This is a genomic window from Roseisolibacter agri, from assembly GCF_030159095.1.
Taxonomy (GTDB): domain Bacteria; phylum Gemmatimonadota; class Gemmatimonadetes; order Gemmatimonadales; family Gemmatimonadaceae; genus Roseisolibacter; species Roseisolibacter agri.
Genome location: NZ_BRXS01000009.1, coordinates 51,325 through 73,306, shown reverse-complemented (window position 1 = coordinate 73,306; position 21,982 = coordinate 51,325). Strand labels below are relative to the sequence as shown.

Here is a 21,982-nt window from a genome sequence, read left to right as displayed (position 1 = left end):
GAACGGGCACGTGTCTACGCCGTCACGCTCGGCTGCGCGGTCGCCTCGATGATCTCGCTGCGCGACGTGATGACGTGGTCGATGATGCCGTAGTCCTTGGCCTCGTCCGACGACATGTAGCGGTCGCGGTCGAAGTCGCGCTCGATCTCCTCGACCGCGCGCCCCGTGTGCCGCGCCATCAGCTCGTTGATGCGCGTGCGCGTGTAGAGGATCTCGCGCGCCGCGATCTCGATGTCCGCCGCCGTCCCCTCCGAGCCGCCCGAGGGCTGGTGCATCATGATGCGCGCGTGCGGCAGCGAGAAGCGCTTCCCCTTCGCGCCGCCGGCCAGCAGGAAGCACCCCATGCTGGCCGCGAAGCCCATGCAGATCGTGCTCACCGGCGACGACAGGTGCTGCATCGTGTCGTACATCGCCAGCCCCGCCGACACCGAGCCGCCGGGGCAGTTGATGTAGAGGTGGATGTCCTTCCCCGGGTTGTCCGCCTCGAGGAAGAGCAGCTGCGCGATCACGACGTTGGCGACGTCGTCGTTCACCGGCGTGCCGAGGAAGACGATGCGGTCGAGGAGCAGCCGCGAGAAGATGTCGTAGCTCCGCTCGCCGCGGCTGGAGCGCTCGATGACGGAGGGCGTGTAGATCGTGGGCATGGCGGGTAGCGGTCGGGACCGTGCGGGTCGGGCGCGGGCGGGCGCCCAGGAGGATGATACCTCCGTGCGCGGCTGGAGGCCGGGCTGCGTGCTGCCTGCTGCGCGCTGCGTGGACGGCCGCTCGGGAGGCGTCGGTGCGCCGGACCCGTTGGCCTGTTGGGGGGCGCGGATGCTCCGGATCCGAACGGATCATGCGGATCGCTCCGTGTCGCGCATGGGGCGTCGCCGCCACGCGGGACGATCCGGAGCATCCGTTCCGATCCGCAGCATCCGCATCCCTCCCAAAGGCCACAGGGCTCCGGCGCGACGTCGCCGGCCACGCAGCCCGCCGCCCGCCGCCCGTGGTCGGCACGCATCCTGCCCCCCGCGACCGCGACTCGATCCCAGGAGCGCATCCGATGGCCGTCAACGACCTGCAGGCCCTGCTGAAGCACGAACTCGGTGACCTGCTCTTCGCCGAGAAGACCATCCTGAAGGGGCTGAAGAAGATGACCCGCGAGGTCTCCAACCCCGAGATGAAGGCGCGCATGGAAGCGCACTACACGGAGACCGAGCAGCAGATCGGCAACATCGAGCGCGCGTTCGAGGCGATGGGCCTCAAGGCGCGCGCCCAGAAGTGCCCCGGCATCCTCGGCATCATGGAGGAGCACGACGAGTTCAAGACCGAGGAGGAGCCCTCCAAGCCGATCCTCGAGGCGTTCGACCTCGGCTCGGGGCTGCGCGTCGAGCACTACGAGATCGCCGGCTACCGCTCCGCGATCGCTCTCGCCCGCGCGCTGCGCCAGCGCGAGGTGGTGGACCTGCTCAAGCAGAACCTCGAGCAGGAGGTCGCGATGGCGAAGTTCATCGAGACCTCGGCCGCCGCGGCGCTGCAGCAGGTGCAGGGCACGCTGAACGGCGGTGGGAACGGCGCCGCGAAGTCGGCCGGTGCCGCGAAGAAGGCGGGCGCGAAGAAGGCCGCCGCCAGCGGCGGCGCGCGGAAGACGGCCGCCCGACGCGCCAGCGGCCGCACCAACGGCCGCGCCAACGGCGGCGGGTCGGACATGGAGGACGTCGAGGTCGAGCGCGAGCGCGCCGACTGACGCAGAGCGGGACCAGGTGGCGGACGGGCGGCCCGTGCTTCGGCACGGGCCGCCCGTCCAGCGTTCCGGCTGCGCTCAGAGCACGAAGTGGAAGCCGAGCCCCATCAGGCGCACGTCGCGGACGTAGAACTGCCCGTACGGCGACGGCCCATCGTGAAACTCGAACAGCAGGCTCCAGCGCCGCCCGCGGTCGCTGCCGTCGCGCGGCCGCCCGACCTCGATGCCCGCCCGCGCGCTGACCGCGGTCCGCCAGTCCTGCTCGGCCACCGACTTGAGGTCGAGCGCCGCGACCAGCCGCGCGCGCGCCAGCTCGCCGATGCGCGCCGCCGCCGTCGGCCGCAGCTCGACGCCGCCGTGCGCGACGCTGCGCCCCAGCGACTCGGGCGAGCGATTGAAGAGCCACTCGCCGCCCCCGTAGACGCGCAGCGGTCCGACGTCCTGCGACAGGATCGCCTCCGCCGACTCGAACGACAGGTTCTCGCGCTCGATGCGCTCGGACGGCTCGCCACGCAGCAGCAGCTCGTCGCCCAGGTGGGAGCTCTGATGGTACACGCGCAGCCGCGCCGAGAAGCCGCCGCGCCGCACGGTGAGCGGCAGGCCGACGATGTAGTCGGCGTTGATCAGGTCGTACGACGACGCGCCGAGGTCGAACTGCGCGAACACGCTGCCCGCGATGCCGAGCTGCACGCCGTCGCCGGGTCGCGCGCCGTTGACGCGGAAGAACCCGAACTGGTCGGCGACGCCCACCGACGCGATGTCGCGCGCGACGTCGCTGGAGTCGCCGCGCAGGTAGCTGACGAACGACTGCAGCCCCTTGGGATCCGCGATCAGCGGGCAGAAGACGTCGCCCGCGGGGATCGGCTCGTAGCCGCGCGCGCGTGGCCGAGGTGCGTCACGCCGCAGCGCACGGGATACGGCTCCGATGCCGGCGCCGCGGGCGCCTGCGCGCCAGTCACGGCCCCCGGCGCGGCGAGCGCGCTCGCGAGGAGGAGGATCGTGCGGGCGGCGCGGCGGAGCGGCGACATGCGGACCTCGTGGGTGGCGGTCGCCCCAATGTCCGGGCGTCAGGCCCCGTCCGCCAGCGTCGTCCGGCGCGCCGGCTCCCTTCGGCTCATGGCGAGGACGCGGATGCTCCGGATGCGGCGGATGCTGCGGATCGCTCCACGCGGCGGCGACGTCCCATGCACAGAGCGGAGCGATCCGGATGATGCGTATCAGATCCGGAGCATCCGCATCCCCCCAACAGGCCAGAGGTCCGGCGCGCCAAGGCAGGTCACACGCAGCACGCAGGACGACGTATTCTTGGTCATGCGCATCGTCAGCCTCTGCCCCTCCCTCACGGAGCTCGTCTTCGACCTCGGCCGCGGCGACGCGCTGGTGGGCCGCACGAAGTTCTGCGTCCACCCTGCCGACCGCGTGGCGGCGGTCGAGAAGGTCGGCGGCACCAAGAACCCCAAGCTCGCGCGCATCGTCGAGCTGGCGCCCGACCTCGTGCTGCTGAACGAGGAGGAGAACCGGCGCGAGGCCGCCGAGGCGCTGGCCGCGGCAGGGATCCCGCTGCACGTGAGCTTCCCGCGCGACGCCGCCGGTACCGCCGCCATGGTGCGCGACCTCGGCGCGGCGCTCGACGCGCGCGACGCGGCCGAGTCGATCGCCGCCGACATCGAGGCGCGGAGCGCGCGCGTGCGCGCCGCGGCCGACGCGCGCGCGGCCACGGGCGCGCCGCCGGTGCGCTGGGCCTACCTCATCTGGCGCCGCCCGTGGATGGCGGTGAGCGGCGACACCTTCGTGCACGCGCTGCTGGCGCAGGCGGGCGGCGCCAACGTCTTCGCCGACGCGGAGGCGCGCTATCCCGAGGTCACGCCCACCGCGCTCACGGCGGCCGACCCGGACGTCGTGCTGCTGTCGTCGGAGCCGTTCCCGTTCACCGGCGCGCACGCCGACGAGCTGGCGGCCGAGACGGGGCTGCCGCGCGAGCGCTTCGTGCTCGCGGACGGCGAGCTGCTGTCGTGGCACGGCTCGCGGACGCCCGCGGGCGTGGACTACGCCGCGCAGGTGCTGGGGCTGACACCGCAGTCATGAAACGCGATTGACGAGACGTTGACCGAGCGGGCGAAACCGGCCCGCCGATCCAACCGTCGGGCACTTCATCTTGTCGAAGTCCCGCCGGCACGTGGAGCCGGTGCTGATCCTCTCTCTCCAGCGCTCCCGGCGATGTCGCCGCTCAATCGATCCCTCGACGGCCCCGCGATCCGCGCGGCCGTCCTCGGCCTGTTCGCCAGCGTCGCGCCGACCATCGCGCTAGCCGTCGCGCTGCCCATCGCGGCCGCCGCGCAGACCGGCACCACCACGCGCACGGTCGTCGGCTCCCAGAACGACCCGCGCCCCACCGGCCGCCCCGCGCCGCGCCAGGGCAGCATCACCGTCGACGGCCGGCTGGACGACGCCGCGTGGGCGGCCGCGCCGGTCATCACCGGCTTCCGCCAGCAGCAGCCCGACCAGGGCGCGCCCGCCACGGAACGCACCGAGGTGCGCGTGCTCTACGACGCGACCACGCTCTACGTCGGCGCGCGCATGCACGACGCCGCGGGCCCCGGCGGCGTGCGCGCGCTGCTGGCGCGCCGCGACCAGCTGCTGAACGGCAGCGCGTCGGACAAGATCGCGCTCGTCTTCGACCCGTTCCGCGACCGCAACACGCGCGTCTGGTTCGAGCTCAACCCGCTCGGCGTGCGCGGCGACCACTTCAACGGCGACGCGTCGTTCGATCCCGTGTGGGACGGCGCCGCGCACGTGGACTCCGCCGGCTGGTCGGCCGAGTTCCGCATCCCGCTCTCGCAGCTGCGCTTCGCGCGCGACTCGATGCAGACGTGGGGGCTGCAGATCTGGCGCACCATCAGCCGCCGCAACGAGTACGACATGTGGGCGTTCTGGCGCGCGGACGAGGCGGGCGGGCCGCCCTACTTCGGCACGCTGGAGGGCTTCGCGCTCCAGACGCAGCCGCGGCAGATGGAGGTCGTGCCCTACGTCGTGTCGAGCAGCCGCCACTCGGCCGCGCCCGCGGGCGACCCGTTCCACGACGGCACCGAGATGAAGGCGCGCATCGGCGCGGACTTCAAGGTCAACATCACCTCCAACCTGACGCTCGACGCGACCGTCAACCCGGACTTCGGGCAGGTGGAGGTCGATCCCGCGCGCGTGAACCTGAGCGCGTTCGAGCAGTTCTTCCAGGAGCGGCGCCCGTTCTTCGTCGCCAACTCCAACGCGTTCAGCTTCGGCAACTTCAGCTGCTACTTCTGCAGCAACGTGTCGAACCTCGGCGTGTTCTACTCGCGCCGCATCGGCCGGCCGCCGCAGCTGCTGGGGCTCGTGAACGGCCGGGCGGACTTCGTGGACGCGCCCGATGCCTCGACCATCCTCGGCGCCGCGAAGCTGACGGGGCGCACGCGCAACGGCTGGACGGTGGGCGTGCTGGACGCGCTCACCAACCGCGCGACCGCACGCTACGTCCCGCGCGGCGCCCCCACCGACGGGCCGTTCGCCCGCGAGGAGGTCGAGCCGCTCACGAACTACTTCATGGGGCGGCTGCGGAAGGACCTGCGCGGCGGCAACACGCGCGTCGGCGGCATCACGACGTTCACCGTGCGCGACCTGCCCGAGCAGGCGGAGCGCGAGCGCCTGCGCCGCGACGCGGAGCTGCTGGGCTTCGACGTGCAGCACTACTGGCACCAGCGCACGTACTCGGTGATGGCGCAGGTCGCGGGCTCGCGCGTCGGCGGCGACACGGCGGCCATCCGCCGCACGCAGGAGACGAGCGCGCACTTCTTCCAGCGCCCCGACCGCGAGGTGCGGTCGGACGGGCTGTTCGGCGCCGGCTACGACCCGACGCGCCGCGCGCTGCATGGCTACGGGCTGTACGCGCGCATCGCCAAGGAGAGCGGCAGCTGGCTCTGGGAGACCGCGCAGAACTGGCGCAGCCCGGGCTTCGAGGTCAACGACATGGCGTTCATCAGCCAGGCCGACTACCGGTGGATGAACGCCAACGTGGTGCGGCAGTGGACCGTGCCCGGCTCCTGGTACCGCAACGTCTGGACGAGCCTCGGCGGACAGGCGCAGTTCAACTACGACGGCGACCGCACCGACGGGCAGGCGCAGCTCTACGGCAGCGCGACGCTGAAGAACTGGATGAACGTCTCGGCGTTCGTGATCCGGCGGCCCGTGTCGCTCGACGACCGGCTGACGCGCGGCGGCCCGGTGGTGGAGCGCGCCGGCTACGTGGACTACTCGCTCAACTACAGCACCGACTCGCGCAAGGCGCTGTCGCTCGACGTCGGCGCCGAGGCCGCGCCGCTGCTCGGCACCGACGGCTCGTTCCTGTCGGTGAACGCGGGCCTCACCTACCGGCCGTCGCCGCGCTTCCTGCTCAGCATGGGCCCCTCGTGGAACCGGAGCCTCGAGGAGCAGCAGTACGTGGACGTGGTCACCGACCCGACGGCGACGGCGTTCGGCGGGCGGCGCTACGTCTTCGGCGCGATCGACCAGCGCACGCTGTCGATGAACACGCGCTTCAACGCGACCTTCACGCCGAACCTGACGCTGGAGCTGTTCGCGCAGCCGTTCCTGGCGAGCGGCGACTACCGCGGCTTCAACGAGTTCGCCGCGCCGCGCACGATCGCGATGCGCCGCTACGGACGCGACGTCGGCACGGTGACGCCCGTCTTCGGCGACGAGGAGACGCGGCCGAGCAGCTACCGGATCGACCCGGACGGGACGGGGCCGGCGCAGCCGTTCACGCTCGAGAACCCGAACTTCAACCTCCGCTCGCTGCGCGGGACGGCGGTGGTGCGCTGGGAGTACCGGCCCGGCTCGACGCTGTTCCTCGTCTGGACCCAGCAGCGCGAGGGGAGCGCGGGCTTCGGCGACTTCGACGTCGGGCGCGACCGGGCGGCGCTGTTCCGGGACCGGCCGACGAACATCTTCCAGATCAAGGCCACCTACTGGCTCGGGCGGTGAGCCGCTGCGTGTGACGTGCTGCGTGCTGCGTGCCCGACCTCGGGACGCCCCTCACGCAGCACGAAGCACGCAGCACGCAGCTTCCAGGGGCACTCGGCCGCCGCTGCGGGGTAGCTTTCCGTCCCCATGCCGCCCCGCCGTACCCCCCGCCCGGCGCAGCTCCGCGCCCCTGCCCAGCCCGAGGACCTCCGCCACGCCGCGTACGCCGCCGCCCCGGTGACCCGGCGGCGGGCGCTGCGCGCGCAGGTGCAGGCGGACTGCCGCGACCTCCCCGGCGTCTACCGCATGCTCGGCGCGACGGGGCTGGTGCTGTACGTCGGGAAGGCGAAGCGGCTGCGCACGCGGCTGCTGAGCTACTTCCGCGCGGCGCGGAAGGGCGGCCGGCGCGACAAGCAGGCGCGCATCCTCCGGCACGCGCACGCGCTGGAGTGGGAGTACGCGCCCGACGAGTTCGCGGCGCTGCTGCGCGAGCTGCGGCTCATCAAGCTGCACCGCCCGCGCTTCAACATCATCATGAACGTGGACGAGGCGCCGCGCGGGTGGCTGATGGTCACCCACGGGCCCGTCCCGGCGCTGCGGATGGTGATGCGCAGCGACGACCCCGAGGCCGCGGTGCTGTACGGGCCGTTCCGCCGCATGTGGATGCTGGCCGAGGCGGCGCGCGCGCTCGCCGACGCGACGGGGGTGCGCGACTGCACGCTCGCCCCGTCGCAGCTGCCGTCGGCGCCGCAGCCGCTGCGCCGCGCGCGGAAGGTCGCGAAGCCCGCGAGGTCCGCGGCGGTCGTGACGGAGGCGCCGCGCGCGCCCGCGTGCCTGCGCGTCGAGCTGGGGACGTGCCCGGGGCCGTGCATCGCGCCGCGCGTGGGGCCGTGGGACGGCGCCGACGACTACGCCGCGCGCGTGCACGAGGTGCGCGAGTTCCTGGCCGGCCGCACGTCGCGCCCGATCGCGACGCTGCGCGCGGCGATGCACGCGGCGTCCGAGGCGTGGCACTTCGAGCGCGCGGGCGCGCTGAAGGCGCGCGTCGAGGCGCTGGAGTGGCTGGAGGGGCGCCTGCAGCGGTTCCACGCGGGCGCCGACCGGCTGTCGTTCGTGTACCGCGCGGCGGGGCACGACGGGACGGATCGCCTCTACCTGGTGCGCCGCGGCACCGTGCGGGCCGAGCTGGCGCCGCCGGCCACCCCGGAGGACGAGGCGGCGCTGCGGGCGCTCGTCGACCGCGTCTTCCACGCGCCCGACGGCGGCGAGGTCCCGACGCACGACATGGACGAGTTCTACCTCGTCGCGAGCTGGTTCCGCCGGCACCCCGGGGAGCTGGCGCGCGTGACGCCGATCGTGCCGCGCGCGCGCTGAGACGGGTCCGCGCCCTGACAGCAATGGGACGTCTGCACCCTGGCGCGGGGCGGCGGGCCCGGCCACCATGTAGCGCGGCGCGCCACCCGGGACCGTGCACGGCGCGCCGGACCTCCCTACAGCCCCGATCCGTCATGCGTCGTCCATTCCTCGCGGCCGCCGCCCTGCTGGGCGCGGCGGCGTCCGCCGCGCCCGCCCTCGCGCAGGCGCCCCAGAAGGTCAGCAAGAGCGCTCCCGCCGCCAGCGCGGCCGGCGAGGTCGGCGCGTTCGTCGTGCGCCTGGGCGCCGACACCACCGCGGTCGAGCGCTGGACGCGCACCACGACCGCGACCGGCGCGCGGATCGAGGGCGACGTCGTGAACCGCAGCCCGGTCGCGCGCGTCTCGCACTACGTGATCGACCTCGACGCGGCCGGCAACGCGACGCGCGCCGAGATCCGCACGCGCCGCCCCGACGGCACGCCGATGCCGAACGCCGCCCTCGGCGCCGTCTACACCTTCCGCGCCGACAGCGCGTTCGCCGAGCTGCAGATGCCGGACAGCGTGGCGCGCTTCCGGGCGCCGGCGGCGGCGGGGGCCATCCCGTCGATCACCAACTCGTACGCGCTGTGGGAGGTCGCGATGCGCGGCCTGCGCGCGGCGAAGCGGGACAGCGGCGCGATCGTGGTGTGGGGCGCGGGCGCTCCGCAGGCGCAGGCGCTGCCCGCGCGCTTCGACGGCGCGTCGGCGGCGACCGTGACGTACTTCGGCGACCCGGTGAGCGTGCGCTTCGACCGCGAGGGGCGCATCGTCGCCATCGACGGCTCGCGCAGCACGAACAAGGTGCTGGTGGAGCGCGTGCGCGACCTCGACGTCGCCGCGCTCGCGCAGAGCTTCGGCAGCCGCGCCGCGCTCGGCCAGACGTCGCCGCGCGACACCACCCGCGCCACGCTCGGCGCCGCGCAGCTGCTGGTGGACTACGGCCGCCCGTCCAAGCGCGGGCGCACGGTGTGGGGCGGCACGCTGGTGCCGTACGGCGCGATCTGGCGCACCGGCGCCAACGCCGCGACGACGTTCGTGACGAGCAGCGACCTGACCATCGGCGGCCAGCCGGTGCCCGCGGGCACGTACACGCTCTACACGTGGCCGACCGCGCAGGGCTACCAGCTGGTGATCAACAAGCAGACCAAGCAGTGGGGCACGGAGTACAAGCCCGAGATGGACCTCGTGCGCGTGCCGCTCACCAGCACGACGCTGAGCACTCCGGTCGAGCAGTTCACGATCGCGATCGAGCCGGCGGGCGCGAACGCGGGAACGCTGGCGCTGCGATGGGACAATCTGCAGCTCACGACTCCGATCGCCGTCAAGTAGCGGAGGACGGAACGGCGGAGGACGGAACGGCGGAAGACGATACAGCGCGATACGGAGAGGCGGACCTTCGCTTGAGGCTTCAAGCGCGAAGGGTCCGCCTCTTCGTTTCACGCCGTTCCGTCCTCCGCTCCATCGTTCTCCGCCGTTCCGTCCTCCGCGGTCACCGGCGCAACGACCCCCGGAACGTCAGCTCCACCGCCCCATTCGGGTGCGTGCGGCCGAAGCGCAGGAACTCCTCCGACTGCGTCAGGCGCTGGACGCGCACCAGCTCCCCCGAGCGCACGGTGCGCAGGAAGTCCCAGCCGCCCATGTAGTTGCCGTTGACGTACGCGCCCATCCCCTGGTCGCCGCCGAGCTGCACCGCGCGCGGATCGCCGCGCATCTGCGTCGGCCAGTAGGACGCCAGCACGTCGAGCAGCGGGCGCGCGGGATCGCGCGACAGCGCCTCGCCCTGGATCGTGCGCATCGACACGTCGCCGGGGCGCGGGCGGTTCAGACGGAAGTCGGTGGACGACGCGTCGCGGCTCGAGGGCGTCGACGCGCAGGCGGCGAGGGAGAGCGCGGCCGCGAGGACGGCGCTGGCGAGGGCGGCACGGGGACGGCGGTGAGCACGCATCGATTCCTCCGGTGCGACGGGCAGGGCGATCTCGGGAAGCCTTCTCGCGCGCCGACGCCCGCCCGGACGTCGCGACGCATCGCGACGCTACGATGCCGCGTGCCCCTGGGCTTGTACGTCCCGGCCGCGCACGGCACGGCGCGTCCCGGGACGGCGCGCCCGCCGCGACGTGCGACGCGCACGCGCGCTCGTCCTGCCCCGCGGCGCGCACGTCCGGTCCCAGGCGCGCCGCGCGTCGACGGCTCGTCCCGAACGCGTCGCACACATCTTCACACGCCGCACACACGCGCAGCGCGATTGCAACCATCGACGCGATCGCCGTGTCGGATCGTCACCGGCGCGCGCGGACGCTGCGGGATTGGCACCAGCGCGCGTCGGCCCCCGTATGGGGAAAGGCCCCGCATCGTCGTCGCGTCCACGCGCCTCTTCGCCGTGCCCGTCAGCCGCGAGTCCGCCACGCTCGTCCGCGTCGCGCTCCCCGAGCCGCTCGAGCTCCTGCACGCCACCTTCGTGCGTCACCGGTTCGCGCCGCACACGCACGACACCTTCGTGCTCGCCGTCGTCGAGTCGGGTGCCGCGTCCAGCCGCTATCGCGGCGGCGTGGCGCTCTACCGCCCCGGCGGCGTGGTGGTGATCGAGCCCGGCGAGCCGCACGACGGCGAGCCCGCGCCGGGCGGCTGGCGCTACCGCGCGCTCTATCCGCCGCCCGCGCTGCTGGCGCGCCTGGCCGACGGCGGTCCGCTGGCCGCGGCCTGCGCGACCGCGGGCGAGCACGCGCCGGGCACGCGCCGCCTGTTCGCGTCGAGCTTCCTCCCCGACGCCGCGCTGGCGGTGCGCCTCGCCGCCGCCCACACCGCGCTCGCCAACGCGCCCCGCGGCGACACGCTGCGCGGCGAGGTGCTGCTGGCCGACGCCCTGAGCACGCTCCTGCAGCGGCACGCGTGCGCGACCGCCACCGCGCGCCACGTCGTCGACAGCGCGACCACCGCGCGCGGCGTGCGCGCGGCGCGCGCGCTCCTGCACGACGGCTTCGCGCAGCCGCTCTCGCTGGCGACGCTGGCGGACGCGGCGCACCTCGCGCCGGCGCGACTCGCGCGCGCCTTCCGCGTCGCCGTCGGGCTGCCGCCGCACGCCTACCTGGAGCTGGTGCGCGTCGAGCAGGCGAAGCTGCGCCTGCGCCGCGGCGACCCGATCGCCGACGTGGCGTTCGCGACCGGCTTCGCCGACCAGAGCCACCTCACGCGCCGCTTCCGCCGCGTGGTGGGCGTGACGCCGGGCGCGTACGCGCGGGCGTGCGCGGCGATGCGGGTGGGACGGAGAGTCGCCTAACGGTGAAGCGGAGAACGGAACGGCGGAGGACGATACGGCGCGATACGGAAAGGCGGACGCTGCGAGCCTGGAGCTCAAGGCGTCCGCTTCATCGTTTCACGCATCATCGTGCTCCGCCGTTCCGTCCTCCGCCGCATCGTCCTCCACATCTGGTGCACCTGCACCATCCCCACGCCGCCACGCACCACTAGCATGCGCGCACGTTGTCGCGCGCCTCACCTCCACGGGAGATCGCCATGTACGAGCTCTATCGCCGCATCATCCTCTACTTCGTCTGAGCGCCGCTCGCATTCGGCGTCGCCGGCGTCCCGCGAGCGCGGGCGCCGGCGTTCGGCGTCGTCCCCCTCCTCCACGCCATGCGCTTCCGCATCGACTGCCTACTGCTGCTCGTCCTCGGTGCGACGACGGTCGTCCACGCGCAGACGCGCCAGGCGCCCACGCTGAGCCTCGACGGCGCGCGGCGGGCGCTCGCCGCATCGGAGGCCGAGTCGACGCGCATGAGCCTCAACGTCTGCATCGTCGTCGTCGACGCGGGCGGCGAGCCGGTGGCCATGGCGCGGCAGGACGGCGTGCTCCCCGCGCTCTGCGACGTCGCGCGCGCCAAGGCGCGCACGGCCGCGCGCTACGGCCGCTCCTCCCGCGCGTGGAGCGAGCTGCTCGGCCGCGGCAACGCGGGCGCGCTCATGAATCTCCCCGACATGTTCGCCGTCGAGGGCGGCGTGCCGGTGACGGTGAGCGCCGTCGTCGTCGGCGCGGTGGGCGTCAGCGGCGCGAGCGCGGCGCAGGACGGGCAGGTGGCGCAGGCGGGAGCGGCGGCGCTGGCGGCACCGCGATGAGGCGGAGGACGGAACGGCGGAGGACGATGAGGCGAGAGACGAAGAGGCGTGAGACGAGACGGCGGACGCTCCGAGCTTCAGGCTCGCGGCGTCCGCTTCACCGTTTCCCGCCGTATCGTCTTCCGCCGTTCCGTCCTCCGCCTCACCGTCCTCCGAATCTCACCGCACCGGCTCGAACCGTACCCCCAACGGCACATCGCGCCACCCCGGCCACCGCAGCGTGCGTCCGGTTCGTTCGCGCACCAGCAGCTGCCCCGACACGCCGCCGTCCAGCGCCACCGCGCGCTCGCAGCCGAGGGCGCCCATCAGCGCCGCGAGCTCGGGCACCGTGAGGCCGACGGGCAGCGGCACGAGGCGTCCGCCCGGCGCGCGGAAGCGCGTCAGCACGAGCAGCACGCGCCCGTCGCGATCGATCCCCAGCGCGAGCCGCGCGTCGCGGTGCGCGACGTCCACGCCGCGCCCCTCGGCGCGCAGCGCGTCGGGTACGCGCCCGCCCGCGTCCAGCAGCATCGGATACGACTGGATCGCCGCCGCGATGCCGCCCGCGGCGCGCACCGCGTCGATCGAGTCGGGCGGCACCAGGCGGATGCGGCCCGCGCTGTCGGCCACGACCGCCGGCGCGAGCGGCGCGTGACCCGGCGGCGCGACCTCGCGGCCCGCGTCCACGACCCAGCCCCACGGGCCCGCGTCGGTGAACTGACCCGCGTTGAACGCCAGCAGCGGCGCGCGCGTGGTGTCCGCGCGCTCGACGTTCCAGCTGCGCGTCGCCGCGCGTGGGCCCACCGCGAGCGCATCGCCGTCGAGGCGCAGCCGCGCGCGCCGCGGATCCACGCGCGCGACCAGCACGTGCACGCGCCACGCGCTGCCGTCGCCCGCGAGGTCCAGCGTGCCCCACGCGACGCCGTCGGCGCCGGGACGCCAGCGCACCGCGCGCGCGATCTCCGGCGCGGCCTGCGCCCACGTCGCGGGCGCGGCATCGGCGCGCCACCACGTCCGCCAGCCCGCGTCCGTGCGGAGCGCCAGCCGCGACGACGGAAGCGCGGGAACGAGCAGCGCGGCGGCGAGCAGCGCCGTGCGCCGCGTGCGCCCGATCACCGGCCCTTCACCAGCCCTTCTGGCCCTGCAGCTGCGCGCGGTAGCGCTGCAGCGCCGGCATCGCGGCGCGCAGCGCGCGCACCTCGTCGTCCGCGAAGCCCGCGGGCGCGACGTCGCGCGCGCTCGCCTCGAAGAACGCGATGAGCTTGTCGCGGACCACGCCCCACTGCCGGTCGTCGAGGCCCGACTCGCTCCGGAACACCGAGTCGGGATTCTGCTCGCCCGGCCGCGGGCCCTCGCGCGGCTTCTGCTCCGTCTCGTCGTCCTCGTCGCTCCCCAGGCGCCACGCGCTCTCGGGCGGCGGCGGGCACGACTTGCCCAGCAGGCGCGCGATCGTGTCCGTCGTCGCGAGCGCGGTGCGCATCGCCGCGCGCTCGTCGATGGGCCGGCCCGCGCGCTGCTGCGCCTCGAGGTCGCGGTTCATGCGCTCCGCGCGCTGCTGCAGCTCCAGCAGCCGGCGGCGCGTCGCGTCCGTCTCCGCGCCGTTGCGTCCCAGGCGCATCGCGGACAGCGCCGCGCCCACATCCAGCGTGCAGCGCGCGTGCGCCGCGGCCGCCGCCTCGTCGGCCGACGGCGCGCGCGTGCTGGGGCGCGAGGCCGCCGCCAGCAGCTCGCGGTTGCGCGCCGCGGCCGCGGTCGCGCGTTCGGCGCCGCGCAGGATCGCCGCCACGCGCGCCTCGGTGAGCGCGTACTCCGGCCGCGCGAAGCCCGCCGGCAGCCCACCCTTCCGCTCGTTGGCGCCGACGAGCGCCTCCTCCGCGCGGCGGCGCATGCGTCCCACCAGCCCGCCCTGCGCGTGCGCGGCCTCGGCGGCCGCGAGATGGACGAGCGTGAGCGTGGCGACGACGACGAGTGGGCGCATGACGGACCTCGGCGGGAAGATGGGAGCGATGGCGCGTCGCAGCATGCCCGTCGCGGGCGCGGGAGGCATGGTGCAGCTGCACCACGCGTCCGTGCGCGGCACTCGCGGCGGCAGGCGTGGTATCACGCGGATGTCCGTTCGACGCCTGACCGTGCTCGCGCTGCTGCTGCTCTCGAGCGTGCCGCTCGGCGCGCAGCCAGCGCGCGGGCGCCCGGCGCCGCGCCCCGCGCCGCAGCCGTGGTGGGCCGACTCGACGAAGTGGCCGCCGGGCACGTTCCGCCGCACCACGACGACGCGTGCGGCGCGCACCGTCGCCGTCGGCGACACGCTGCGCTTCGACGGGCCCGCGCTGCCCGCCGGGCTCCCCGACTCGATCGCGCGCGACGTGCGCTGGAGCGCCGAGGATCCGCGCGTGCTGGCGTTCGCGGGGCCGGGCGTGGCGGTCGCGCGCGCGGCCGGCGCCACGACCGCCGTCGCCTGGACGCGCGTCGGCCCGACGCTCACGCCGGTGCGCGTGGTGGCCGCCCTGCGCGGACGCCTGCACACGGCCGACGGCACCCCGCCGCCGCGCGCGCGCGTGATCGTGCAGCGCGTCAGCGGCCGCGCCGACACGCTGCGCACCGACGCCGCGGGACGCTTCGCGCTGCCGCTCACCGGCCCGCGCGCCGCCGACACGGATGCCCCGCGCGCGCTCCGCGTCGATCCCGACCCGTCGGCCGGGGGCGCGGCGTGGTTCGGCGCGGAGGCGCCGCTGCCGGCGCCCTTCGCGGGCGCGCGGGCCGACGTGGTGCTGCTGCCGCGCCGCTGGACCGTGCGCACGGGCACCTTCGCGGGGACGACGCTCGACGTGGACCTGACGGCCGCGCGCGCCAGCGCCGCCGACGGCTCGCGCTTCTGGCGCGCGGCGCGCCTGCGCCCCGACACGGCCGCGCGCGAGTCGGCCGGCGCGCCGGTGGGCTGGCCCGACGATCGGCGCCCGATCCCGCTCGCCGTCTGGAGCACGGGCGGCCGCGCGGCCTCGCCCGCCGATTCGGCCGGCTTCTGGGCAGTCGCGCGCGCGCTGGAGCGCGACTGGGGCGCGACGCTCTTCCGGCCCGTACCCGCCGACGCCCCGCGGCAGCCCGACTGGTGGGGAATAACGGCGCAGGTGACCCCCAACCTCCACGCCGCAGGCTTCGCGACGGTGTCGTGGAACGGCGACGGCGAGATCAGCGACGCGCTGGTCGAGGTGCGGACGCCGGCCCTCCTCCGCGACCGCCACGTCGTCGGCCACGAGTTGCTGCACGCCCTGGGCTTCGGGCACGTGTCGCGGTGGCGCTCGGTGGTGGGCGGCGAGGCCCACGCCCCCGACGCGGGCCCCACCGCCCTCTCGCTCGAGGACGCCGCCTATGGACAGCTGTTGGACGCGGCGCGGAGCGTCGCGCGGCGGACGGGGGCGGCGTTCGGCCTGGCCGAAGCTCGCTAGGGCGCGTTGAAGCGGAGGACGGAACGGCGGAGGACGGACGGGCGGAAGACGATGAAGCGTGAAACGATGAGGCGGACCCTTCGAGCTTGACGCTTCAAGCTCGAAGGGTCCGCCTCTCCGTTTCACGCCTTTCCGTCCTCCGCTTCACCGTTCTCCGCCGTTCCGTCCTCCGCTGTCCGCCCTGGCCATTTCCGGACGTTCCCAGGCAACGAACCCCCCTCAGACAGCGTATATCCGGGGCCATGAAGCCCCCGTATTCCCGGGTCGCGCGCGCCCTGCGCGCCGCCCAGACGCTGTCCATTCTCGCGGCGCCCGTCCTCGGCGCGCAGCCGCCCGCCACTCCCGTGCCCCGCGCCGCCGTCACGGCCGCCGCGGGCGACTCCACCCGCACCGACGCCATCGCGCTGTCGCTCGCCGACGCCGTCGCGCGCGGGCTGCGCCTCGGCGACGAGGTGCGCCAGGCCGAGGCCTCGGTCGACGCCACCGACGCGCAGGTCGCCATCGCGCGCTCGTCCGCGCTGCCGCAGCTGCGCGCCACCGGCAACTACCAGCAGGTCCTCGAGAACGCCCGCGCGACCATCGTCGGCTCGGTGTTCGGCCAGGCCTACACCTACCAGGGCAACGCCGTCCTGTCGCAGTCGCTCTTCCAGGGCGGCCGCATCGTCGGCGGGCTGCAGGCCGCGTCGCGCGCACGCGCGGCCAGCCGCTTCGACCTCGACGAGGTGCGCGCCACGCTCACCGTCGCCGTCCAGCGCGCGTACCTCGGCGCGCAGGCGGCCGACCAGCTGGTCGCGATCCAGGAGCGCAACCTCGCGCTGTCCGCGGAGCGCGTGGGGCAGATCGAGCAGCTGGAGCGCGGCGGCCGCGCGGCGCGCTACGACGTGCTGCGCGCGCGCGTCGAGCGCGCGAACCTCGAGGCGCTCGTCATCCAGGCGCGCAACGATCGCGAGCTCGCGTACCTCGAGCTGCGCCGCCTGCTCAACCTCCCGACCGACCGCCCGCTGCGCCTGACGACGGCGCTGGCGTCCGACTCGAGCGCGGTGCTCGCCGTCCTCGCGAGCGCCGAGGAGATGGGCCGTGAGGGCGCCGCGCGCGCCGCCGCGGCGGGCGTGCGCGACGAGGCCGCGCCGCTGGGCGACCGGGCCGCCGTGCGTGCCGCCGAGGCCACCGCGGCCGCGCGGCGCGCCGGCATCCGCGTCGCGCGCGCCGACTTCCTGCCGACGGTCGGCGTGTCGTTCACCACCGGCGTCCTCGCGCTGCCGACGAGCGCGGGCTTCCCGACGCGCCTCGGCCGCTCGGGCCCCGAGTACTGCCCCGAGGGCTCGCCGGCGACGCGCATCTGCCAGAACAACGGCTTCTTCGCCGACCGCTCGTTCCGCGTCGACGTGAGCTGGCCGCTGTTCGATGGGCTGCGCGCGAAGGGGAACCTCGACCTCGCGCAGGCGCAGGCGCGCACGGCCGAGCTGCAGCTGGCGCAGGTGCGCGAGCGCGTGGCCGTCGAGGCCGCGCAGGCGCGCGCCGGCGTCGAGCGCGCGCGCGCCCTGTACGCCGCGCAGCGCGCCAACGCCGCCGACGCCGACGAGGCGTTCCGCCTCGCCACGCTGCGCTTCCAGCGCGGCCTCGGCACCCAGCTCGAGGTGTCCGACGCGCAGCTCGCGCTCCTCACCGCGCAGACCAACGCCCTGCGCGCCACCTACGACGTCTACCTGGCCGCCGCCGAGCAGGCGCGCGCGCTCGGGCGCCCGATTCCGATTCCATGAGCTCTCGTTCGATGCACTCCCCACGCGCGTCGAGCGTCGAGCGCCTGCTCGTCCTCGGTGTGACCATCCTCTCGCTCGCCGCCTGCGGCGACAAGGGCGCCAACGCCGCCCCCACCGCGAAGGGCCCCGGCGGCGCCGGCGGTCCCGGTGGCCGCGGACGCCCGCCGCTCGTGCTGGCCGCCAGCGACGTCGCCGAGATCAAGCGCGGCCCCATCGAGGCGGGCATCCCGCTCTCGGGCGACCTGCGCCCGCTGCAGACCGTCGTCGTGCGCGCGCGCCTCGAGGGCGACCTCACGGGCGTCTACGCGCGTCCCGGCCAGGCCGTGCGCGAGGGCCAGCTGCTCGCGCAGTTCGAGCCCAACCAGCAGACGAGCGATCGCCGCAGCGCCGAGGCGGACCGCGAGAGCGCGCGCACCGAGGTGAGCGCCGCGCAGTGGAACCTCGACCAGACGCGCGAGCTGTTCCGCGCCGGCGCGGTCGCCGAGCGCGAGGTCCGCGTCGGCGAGCAGTCGCTGGCGGCGGCGAAGGCGCGCCTCGCGGCCGCCGAGGCGCGCGTGCGCGCGACGTCCGAGGGGCTCGCCGACACGCGCGTGCTGGCGCCGATGTCGGGCGTCGTCGAGTCGCGCGCGGTCGAGGGCAACGAGCGCGTGACGCGCGGCGCCGAGCTGTTCACGCTCGTGCGCGGCGACCGGCTGGAGCTCGCGGCGTCGGTGCCCGAGCGCCTCGCGGGCACGCTGCGTCCGGGCCAGGCGGTGCGCTTCTCCGCGCAGGGCCGCACGCTCGAGGGCACGGTGGCGCGCGTCAGCCCCACCATCGATCCCGCCACGCGCGCGGTGACCGTGTTCGTCGAGGTGCCCAACCCGGGCGGCGCGCTGCGCGGCAACACGTTCGTCACCGGCCGCGCGGTCGGCCGCACGATCGACGACGCGGTGCTCGTGCCGACGACCGCGCTGCGCCAGGCGCAGGAGGGCGTCGGCGCCGGCCGCGGCGCGGGCTCCAGCACCTTCGTCTACCGCCTCCGCGGCCAGAACGCCGAGCGCGCGCCGGTGAACCTCGGCCTCATCGACGAGGCGGCGGGCGTCGCCGAGGTGCTCGACGGCCTGCAGCCGGGCGACCGCGTGATCGTCGGCAACGTCGCCGGCGTGGGCCCGGGTACCACCGTGCAGATCCTCGGCGGGGAGGGCGGCCGACCCGGGCGCCAGGCGGCCACGGGCGCCCGTCCCGCCACCGACAGCGGCTCCAAGCGGCCAGCGCCATGATCCTCTCCGACGTCTCCATCAAGCGCCCCGTCTTCGCCACCATGCTCATGGTGGCGCTGGTCGTCCTGGGCGTCGTCAGCTACCAGCGGCTGGCGATCGACGAGTATCCCGACGTCACCCGCCCCGTCGTCAGCATCCAGACGGCGTACCCGGGCGCCTCGCCCGAGGTGATCGAGCGCGAGGTCTCCAAGCCGATCGAGGAGGCGGTCAACACCGTCCAGGGGATCCGCGAGGTCTCCTCCACGTCGTACGAGGGGAACTCGAACGTCCGCGTCCTGCTCGAGCTCTCCACGAACCCGATGGAGGCGCTGCAGGAGGTGCAGGGCAAGGTCGCGCGCATCCGGCGGCAGCTGCCGCAGGACATCCTGGATCCGGTCATCCAGCGCTTCGACCCGAACGACTCGCCCATCATGTCGATCGCGCTGCAGAGCGCCGACCGGCCGGTGCGCGAGCTGACCGACATCGCCGAGGAGGTCGTCGCGACGCGCTTCGAGTCGATCCCGGGCGTCGGCGGCGTGAACGTGGTCGGCGGCGCGGCGCGCCAGATCAAGGTCCAGCTGGACCCGGCGGCGATGCGCGCCTACGCGGTCGCGCCGCCGCAGGTCATGGCGGCGCTGCAGCGCGAGAACCAGGAGGTGCCGGCCGGCCGCGTGCGCAGCGGCTCGGTCGAGCGGCTGGTGCGCGTCACGGGGCGCGTGCTCGATCCCAAGCACTTCGCCGACATCACCGTCGGCGAGCGGCGGACGGCCAGCGGGACGGTGCCGGTGCGCCTCGGCGACGTGGCGACGATCGTCGACGGGACGGCGGAGCGCCGCTCGGCGACGCTGATCGGGCGCGGCAACGGGCAGGACGCGATCGCGGTCGCGGTGGACGTGCTGAAGATCTCGGGGAGCAACACCGTCGAGGTGGCCGAGCGCGTGCGCGCGGCGGCGGCCGAGCTGGACGAGACGCTGCCGCCGGACGTCAGCCTCACGGTCATCCGCGACGACTCGCAGCGCATCCGCCAGGCGCTCGACTCGGTGGAGCACGAGCTGGTCCTCGGCGCGATCCTCTGCGTCGTCATCATCTACTTCTTCCTGAACTCCTGGCGCTCGACGGTCATCACGGGGCTGGCGCTGCCGATCTCCATCATGTCGGCGTTCTTCGCCATGTGGATCTGCGGCTTCACGATCAACACGATGACCCTGCTCGCCCTGTCGCTGGCGATCGGGCTGCTGATCGACGACGCGATCGTGGTGCGCGAGAACATCGTCCGCCACCTGGAGATGGGGAAGGACCACGAGCGGGCGGCGAAGGAGGGCACCGACGAGATCGGGCTGGCGGTGTTCGCCACGACGATGGCCGTCATCGCGGTGTTCATCCCCGTGGCGTTCATGGGCGGGCAGATCGGCAAGATCTTCTTCCAGTTCGGCGTCACCGTGGCGGCGGCGGTGATCGTGTCGCTGTTCGTGAGCTTCACGCTCGACCCGATGCTCTCGAGCATCTGGCACGACCCCGAGGTCGACCTGCACCACCGCGGCGCCGACGGGCACCTCGCGGTCGACGCGCCGGTCCGGAAGCGGAACTTCATCCAGAAGGTCGCCCAGCGCTTCAACGACTGGTTCGAGCGCGTGGCCGACCGCTATCCGCGCGGGCTGTCGTGGGCGCTGTCGCACCGCCTGACGGTGGTCGGGATGGCCGCCTCGTCGATCGTGGTCGCCTTCCTCCTGATCGGGAAGATCGGCTTCACCTGGCTCCCCGACTTCGACGGCGGCGAGTTCAACGTCGGCTTCCGCACCACGCCCGGCTCGTCGCTCGAGTACACGATGAACCGCGGGCTGGCCGTGGCCCACGCGCTGCGCAAGAACCCCGAGGTCCAGTTCACGTACCTGAACATCGGCGGCGGCTTCCGCGGCTCGCCGAACAACGGGTCGATCTACGTGCGGCTGAGCCCCAAGGCGGAGCGCACGCGCTCGCAGCAGGACATCCAGACCGCGCTGCGCCGGGAGCTGCCGCGCATCCCCGGCGTGCGCGCCAACGTGCAGGGCACGCAGACGATCTTCGGCGGCTTCGGGCAGCCGATCCGCATCAACGTGCAGGGCCCGGAGGCGTCGCGCCTGAAGCTGGCCGCCGCGGAGGTGCTCGAGGTGCTGCGCCGCGTGCCCGGCGTCGCCGAGCCGCAGTCGAGCGAGGAGGGCGACATCCCGCAGCTCGACGTGCGCGTGGACCGCGACCGCGCGTGGGCCGCCGGGCTCGGGATCGGCCCGATCTCGACGACCATCCAGCCGCTGTTCACCGGGCTGCGGGCGACCGAGTGGGAGGATCCGCAGGGCTACTCGCACGACGTCGTCGTGATCTACCCCGACTCGCTGCGCGCCTCGGCCGCCGACGTCGCCAACATCGTGATCCCCAGCACGCGGCAGGACCCGCGCACCGGGCAGGCCGCGATGGTGCCGCTGTCCGAGGTCGCGGAGGTGCGCCCGGGCGTCGGCCCGCAGCAGATCGAGCGCTCGATGCTGGAGCGGCAGGTGAGCCTGTCGGCGGGCGTGCTGCCGGGCTATGCGATGGGCGAGGTGGCCGACCGGGCGGCGCTGGCGATCGACTCGGTGGGGCTGCCGCCGGGCTACCGGACGGTGTTCCGCGGCGACGTGCAGAACCTCGAGGAGACCAAGGGCTACGTGCTCGAGGCGATCGTCCTCGCGGTGGTGTTCATCTACCTGATCCTGGCGTCGCTGTTCGGCAGCTTCGTCCAGCCGCTGGCGATCATGCTCGCGCTGCCGCTGAGCTTCATCGGCGTGGCGGTGGCCCTGCTGGCGACGGGCGGGAGCCTCAACGTCTACACGATGATCGGCATCATCATGCTGATGGGGCTCGTGACCAAGAACGGGATCCTGCTGGTGGACTTCGCGAACCAGCAGCGCGCGGCGGGGATGGCCCGCGTCGACGCCCTGCTGACGGCGGCCCGCACGCGCCTGCGCCCGATCATCATGACCACCGCGGCGATGATCTTCGGCATGGTGCCGCTGGCGATGGCGCTCGGCGAGGGGGCGGAGCAGCGGGCGCCGATGGGGCGCGCGGTGATCGGTGGGCTGATCACGTCGACGCTGCTCACGCTGTTCGTGGTGCCGGTCGTGTACACGCTGCTCGACGACCTGGCGGCGTGGCTGAAGGCGCGCTTCGGCAGCCGGCCGACGCCGGCGCCCACGCCGGCGACCGCCCCCGCGCCGACGCCGATGGCCGGCGACTGATCGCCGGCGACTGATCACCGGCGACCGATCGCGGACGGACGACGGCTCGATGCACCGAACGGGCGGCTCACACGAGCCGCCCGTTCGCGTTGGTG

General features: G+C 74.5%; 17 protein-coding genes. 11 read left to right on the top strand and 6 right to left on the bottom strand.

The window, feature by feature from the left end:
- Positions 1–14 precede the first annotated feature (14 nt).
- The gene (locus rosag_RS24240) at positions 15–644 is read right to left on the bottom strand and encodes an ATP-dependent Clp protease proteolytic subunit (protein WP_284352771.1); all 630 of its coding nucleotides are present in this window, start codon (positions 642–644) and stop codon (positions 15–17) included.
- Between the two features lie 398 nt (positions 645–1,042).
- Between rosag_RS24240 and rosag_RS24235 the strand changes: the two genes are divergently transcribed.
- Complete coding sequence (locus rosag_RS24235) at positions 1,043–1,726, top strand: YciE/YciF ferroxidase family protein (protein WP_284352770.1); 684 nt, start codon at positions 1,043–1,045, stop codon at positions 1,724–1,726.
- Positions 1,727–1,801: 75 nt separating this feature from the next.
- Here the strand turns inward: rosag_RS24235 and rosag_RS24230 are convergent, their stop codons facing one another.
- Positions 1,802–2,536 carry a DUF1207 domain-containing protein gene (locus tag rosag_RS24230; protein ID WP_284352797.1) on the bottom strand — a complete coding sequence of 245 codons (735 nt, stop codon included), beginning with the start codon at positions 2,534–2,536 and terminating at the stop codon, positions 1,802–1,804.
- A 17-nt stretch (positions 2,537–2,553) separates the two neighbouring features.
- A complete protein-coding gene (locus rosag_RS24225; protein ID WP_284352798.1) occupies positions 2,554–2,751 on the bottom strand; it encodes a hypothetical protein in 198 nt (65 codons plus the stop codon).
- 283 nt (positions 2,752–3,034) lie between these two features.
- Between rosag_RS24225 and rosag_RS24220 the strand changes: the two genes are divergently transcribed.
- The 4 genes from rosag_RS24220 (at position 3,035) to rosag_RS24205 (ending at position 9,438) form a co-directional block, all read left to right on the top strand.
- The gene (locus rosag_RS24220) at positions 3,035–3,808 is read left to right on the top strand and encodes a helical backbone metal receptor (protein WP_284352769.1); all 774 of its coding nucleotides are present in this window, start codon (positions 3,035–3,037) and stop codon (positions 3,806–3,808) included.
- A gap of 132 nt (positions 3,809–3,940) precedes the next feature.
- Positions 3,941–6,736, top strand: a complete 2,796-nt coding sequence (locus rosag_RS24215; RefSeq protein ID WP_284352768.1) for a DUF5916 domain-containing protein — start codon at positions 3,941–3,943, stop codon at positions 6,734–6,736.
- Between the two features lie 126 nt (positions 6,737–6,862).
- Positions 6,863–8,089 (top strand): GIY-YIG nuclease family protein, encoded by a 1,227-nt coding sequence (locus rosag_RS24210; protein WP_284352767.1) that lies wholly within the window; start codon positions 6,863–6,865, stop codon positions 8,087–8,089.
- 134 nt (positions 8,090–8,223) lie between these two features.
- Positions 8,224–9,438 carry a DUF2911 domain-containing protein gene (locus rosag_RS24205; RefSeq protein WP_284352766.1) on the top strand — a complete coding sequence of 405 codons (1,215 nt, stop codon included), beginning with the start codon at positions 8,224–8,226 and terminating at the stop codon, positions 9,436–9,438.
- A gap of 160 nt (positions 9,439–9,598) precedes the next feature.
- Here the strand turns inward: rosag_RS24205 and rosag_RS24200 are convergent, their stop codons facing one another.
- The gene (locus tag rosag_RS24200) at positions 9,599–10,054 is read right to left on the bottom strand and encodes a hypothetical protein (protein ID WP_284352765.1); all 456 of its coding nucleotides are present in this window, start codon (positions 10,052–10,054) and stop codon (positions 9,599–9,601) included.
- Between the two features lie 432 nt (positions 10,055–10,486).
- On the opposite strand from rosag_RS24200, the gene rosag_RS24195 reads away from it, so the two are divergent.
- The gene (locus tag rosag_RS24195; RefSeq protein WP_284352764.1) at positions 10,487–11,383 is read left to right on the top strand and encodes an AraC family transcriptional regulator; all 897 of its coding nucleotides are present in this window, start codon (positions 10,487–10,489) and stop codon (positions 11,381–11,383) included.
- A gap of 356 nt (positions 11,384–11,739) precedes the next feature.
- On the top strand, positions 11,740–12,219 hold the full coding sequence (locus rosag_RS24190) for a GlcG/HbpS family heme-binding protein (RefSeq protein ID WP_284352763.1): 480 nt from the start codon (positions 11,740–11,742) through the stop codon (positions 12,217–12,219).
- Positions 12,220–12,378: 159 nt separating this feature from the next.
- Here the strand turns inward: rosag_RS24190 and rosag_RS24185 are convergent, their stop codons facing one another.
- Both rosag_RS24185 and rosag_RS24180 read right to left on the bottom strand, forming a co-directional pair.
- Entirely contained in the window at positions 12,379–13,314 is a 936-nt protein-coding gene (locus tag rosag_RS24185; protein WP_284352762.1) for a phosphodiester glycosidase family protein, read from the bottom strand.
- A gap of 7 nt (positions 13,315–13,321) precedes the next feature.
- Positions 13,322–14,176 (bottom strand): hypothetical protein, encoded by an 855-nt coding sequence (locus rosag_RS24180; protein ID WP_284352761.1) that lies wholly within the window; start codon positions 14,174–14,176, stop codon positions 13,322–13,324.
- Between the two features lie 130 nt (positions 14,177–14,306).
- Here rosag_RS24180 and rosag_RS24175 point away from each other — a divergent pair, with 130 nt between their 5' ends.
- The 4 genes from rosag_RS24175 to rosag_RS24160 all read left to right on the top strand — a co-directional run bounded on the left by rosag_RS24175 (position 14,307) and on the right by rosag_RS24160 (position 21,887).
- Positions 14,307–15,641 (top strand): hypothetical protein, encoded by a 1,335-nt coding sequence (locus tag rosag_RS24175; RefSeq protein WP_284352760.1) that lies wholly within the window; start codon positions 14,307–14,309, stop codon positions 15,639–15,641.
- A gap of 242 nt (positions 15,642–15,883) precedes the next feature.
- Positions 15,884–17,401, top strand: coding sequence for a TolC family protein (locus tag rosag_RS24170; protein WP_284352759.1), 1,518 nt, complete (start codon positions 15,884–15,886; stop codon positions 17,399–17,401).
- Positions 17,402–17,412: 11 nt separating this feature from the next.
- Positions 17,413–18,660 (top strand): efflux RND transporter periplasmic adaptor subunit, encoded by a 1,248-nt coding sequence (locus rosag_RS24165; RefSeq protein ID WP_284352758.1) that lies wholly within the window; start codon positions 17,413–17,415, stop codon positions 18,658–18,660.
- Complete coding sequence (locus rosag_RS24160) at positions 18,657–21,887, top strand: efflux RND transporter permease subunit (RefSeq protein WP_284352757.1); 3,231 nt, start codon at positions 18,657–18,659, stop codon at positions 21,885–21,887. Before rosag_RS24165 ends, rosag_RS24160 begins: the two co-directional genes overlap by 4 nt.
- The last annotated feature ends 95 nt before the right edge of the window (positions 21,888–21,982 follow it).

Excerpts from the sequence above, each read along its gene's own strand:
- rosag_RS24190 (WP_284352763.1), top strand. The coding sequence starts at position 11,740 with ATGCGCTTCCGCATCGACTGCCTACTGCTGCTCGTCCTCGGTGCGACG.
- rosag_RS24210 (WP_284352767.1), top strand. The coding sequence starts at position 6,863 with ATGCCGCCCCGCCGTACCCCCCGCCCGGCGCAGCTCCGCGCCCCTGCC.
- rosag_RS24175 (WP_284352760.1), top strand. The coding sequence starts at position 14,307 with ATGTCCGTTCGACGCCTGACCGTGCTCGCGCTGCTGCTGCTCTCGAGC.
- rosag_RS24170 (WP_284352759.1), top strand. The coding sequence starts at position 15,884 with ATGAAGCCCCCGTATTCCCGGGTCGCGCGCGCCCTGCGCGCCGCCCAG.
- rosag_RS24220 (WP_284352769.1), top strand. The coding sequence starts at position 3,035 with ATGCGCATCGTCAGCCTCTGCCCCTCCCTCACGGAGCTCGTCTTCGAC.
- rosag_RS24165 (WP_284352758.1), top strand. The coding sequence starts at position 17,413 with ATGCACTCCCCACGCGCGTCGAGCGTCGAGCGCCTGCTCGTCCTCGGT.
- rosag_RS24235 (WP_284352770.1), top strand. The coding sequence starts at position 1,043 with ATGGCCGTCAACGACCTGCAGGCCCTGCTGAAGCACGAACTCGGTGAC.
- rosag_RS24200 (WP_284352765.1), bottom strand. The coding sequence starts at position 10,054 with ATGCGTGCTCACCGCCGTCCCCGTGCCGCCCTCGCCAGCGCCGTCCTC.
- rosag_RS24180 (WP_284352761.1), bottom strand. The coding sequence starts at position 14,176 with ATGCGCCCACTCGTCGTCGTCGCCACGCTCACGCTCGTCCATCTCGCG.
- rosag_RS24205 (WP_284352766.1), top strand. The coding sequence starts at position 8,224 with ATGCGTCGTCCATTCCTCGCGGCCGCCGCCCTGCTGGGCGCGGCGGCG.
- rosag_RS24160 (WP_284352757.1), top strand. The coding sequence starts at position 18,657 with ATGATCCTCTCCGACGTCTCCATCAAGCGCCCCGTCTTCGCCACCATG.
- rosag_RS24240 (WP_284352771.1), bottom strand. The coding sequence starts at position 644 with ATGCCCACGATCTACACGCCCTCCGTCATCGAGCGCTCCAGCCGCGGC.
- rosag_RS24215 (WP_284352768.1), top strand. The coding sequence starts at position 3,941 with ATGTCGCCGCTCAATCGATCCCTCGACGGCCCCGCGATCCGCGCGGCC.
- rosag_RS24225 (WP_284352798.1), bottom strand. The coding sequence starts at position 2,751 with ATGTCGCCGCTCCGCCGCGCCGCCCGCACGATCCTCCTCCTCGCGAGC.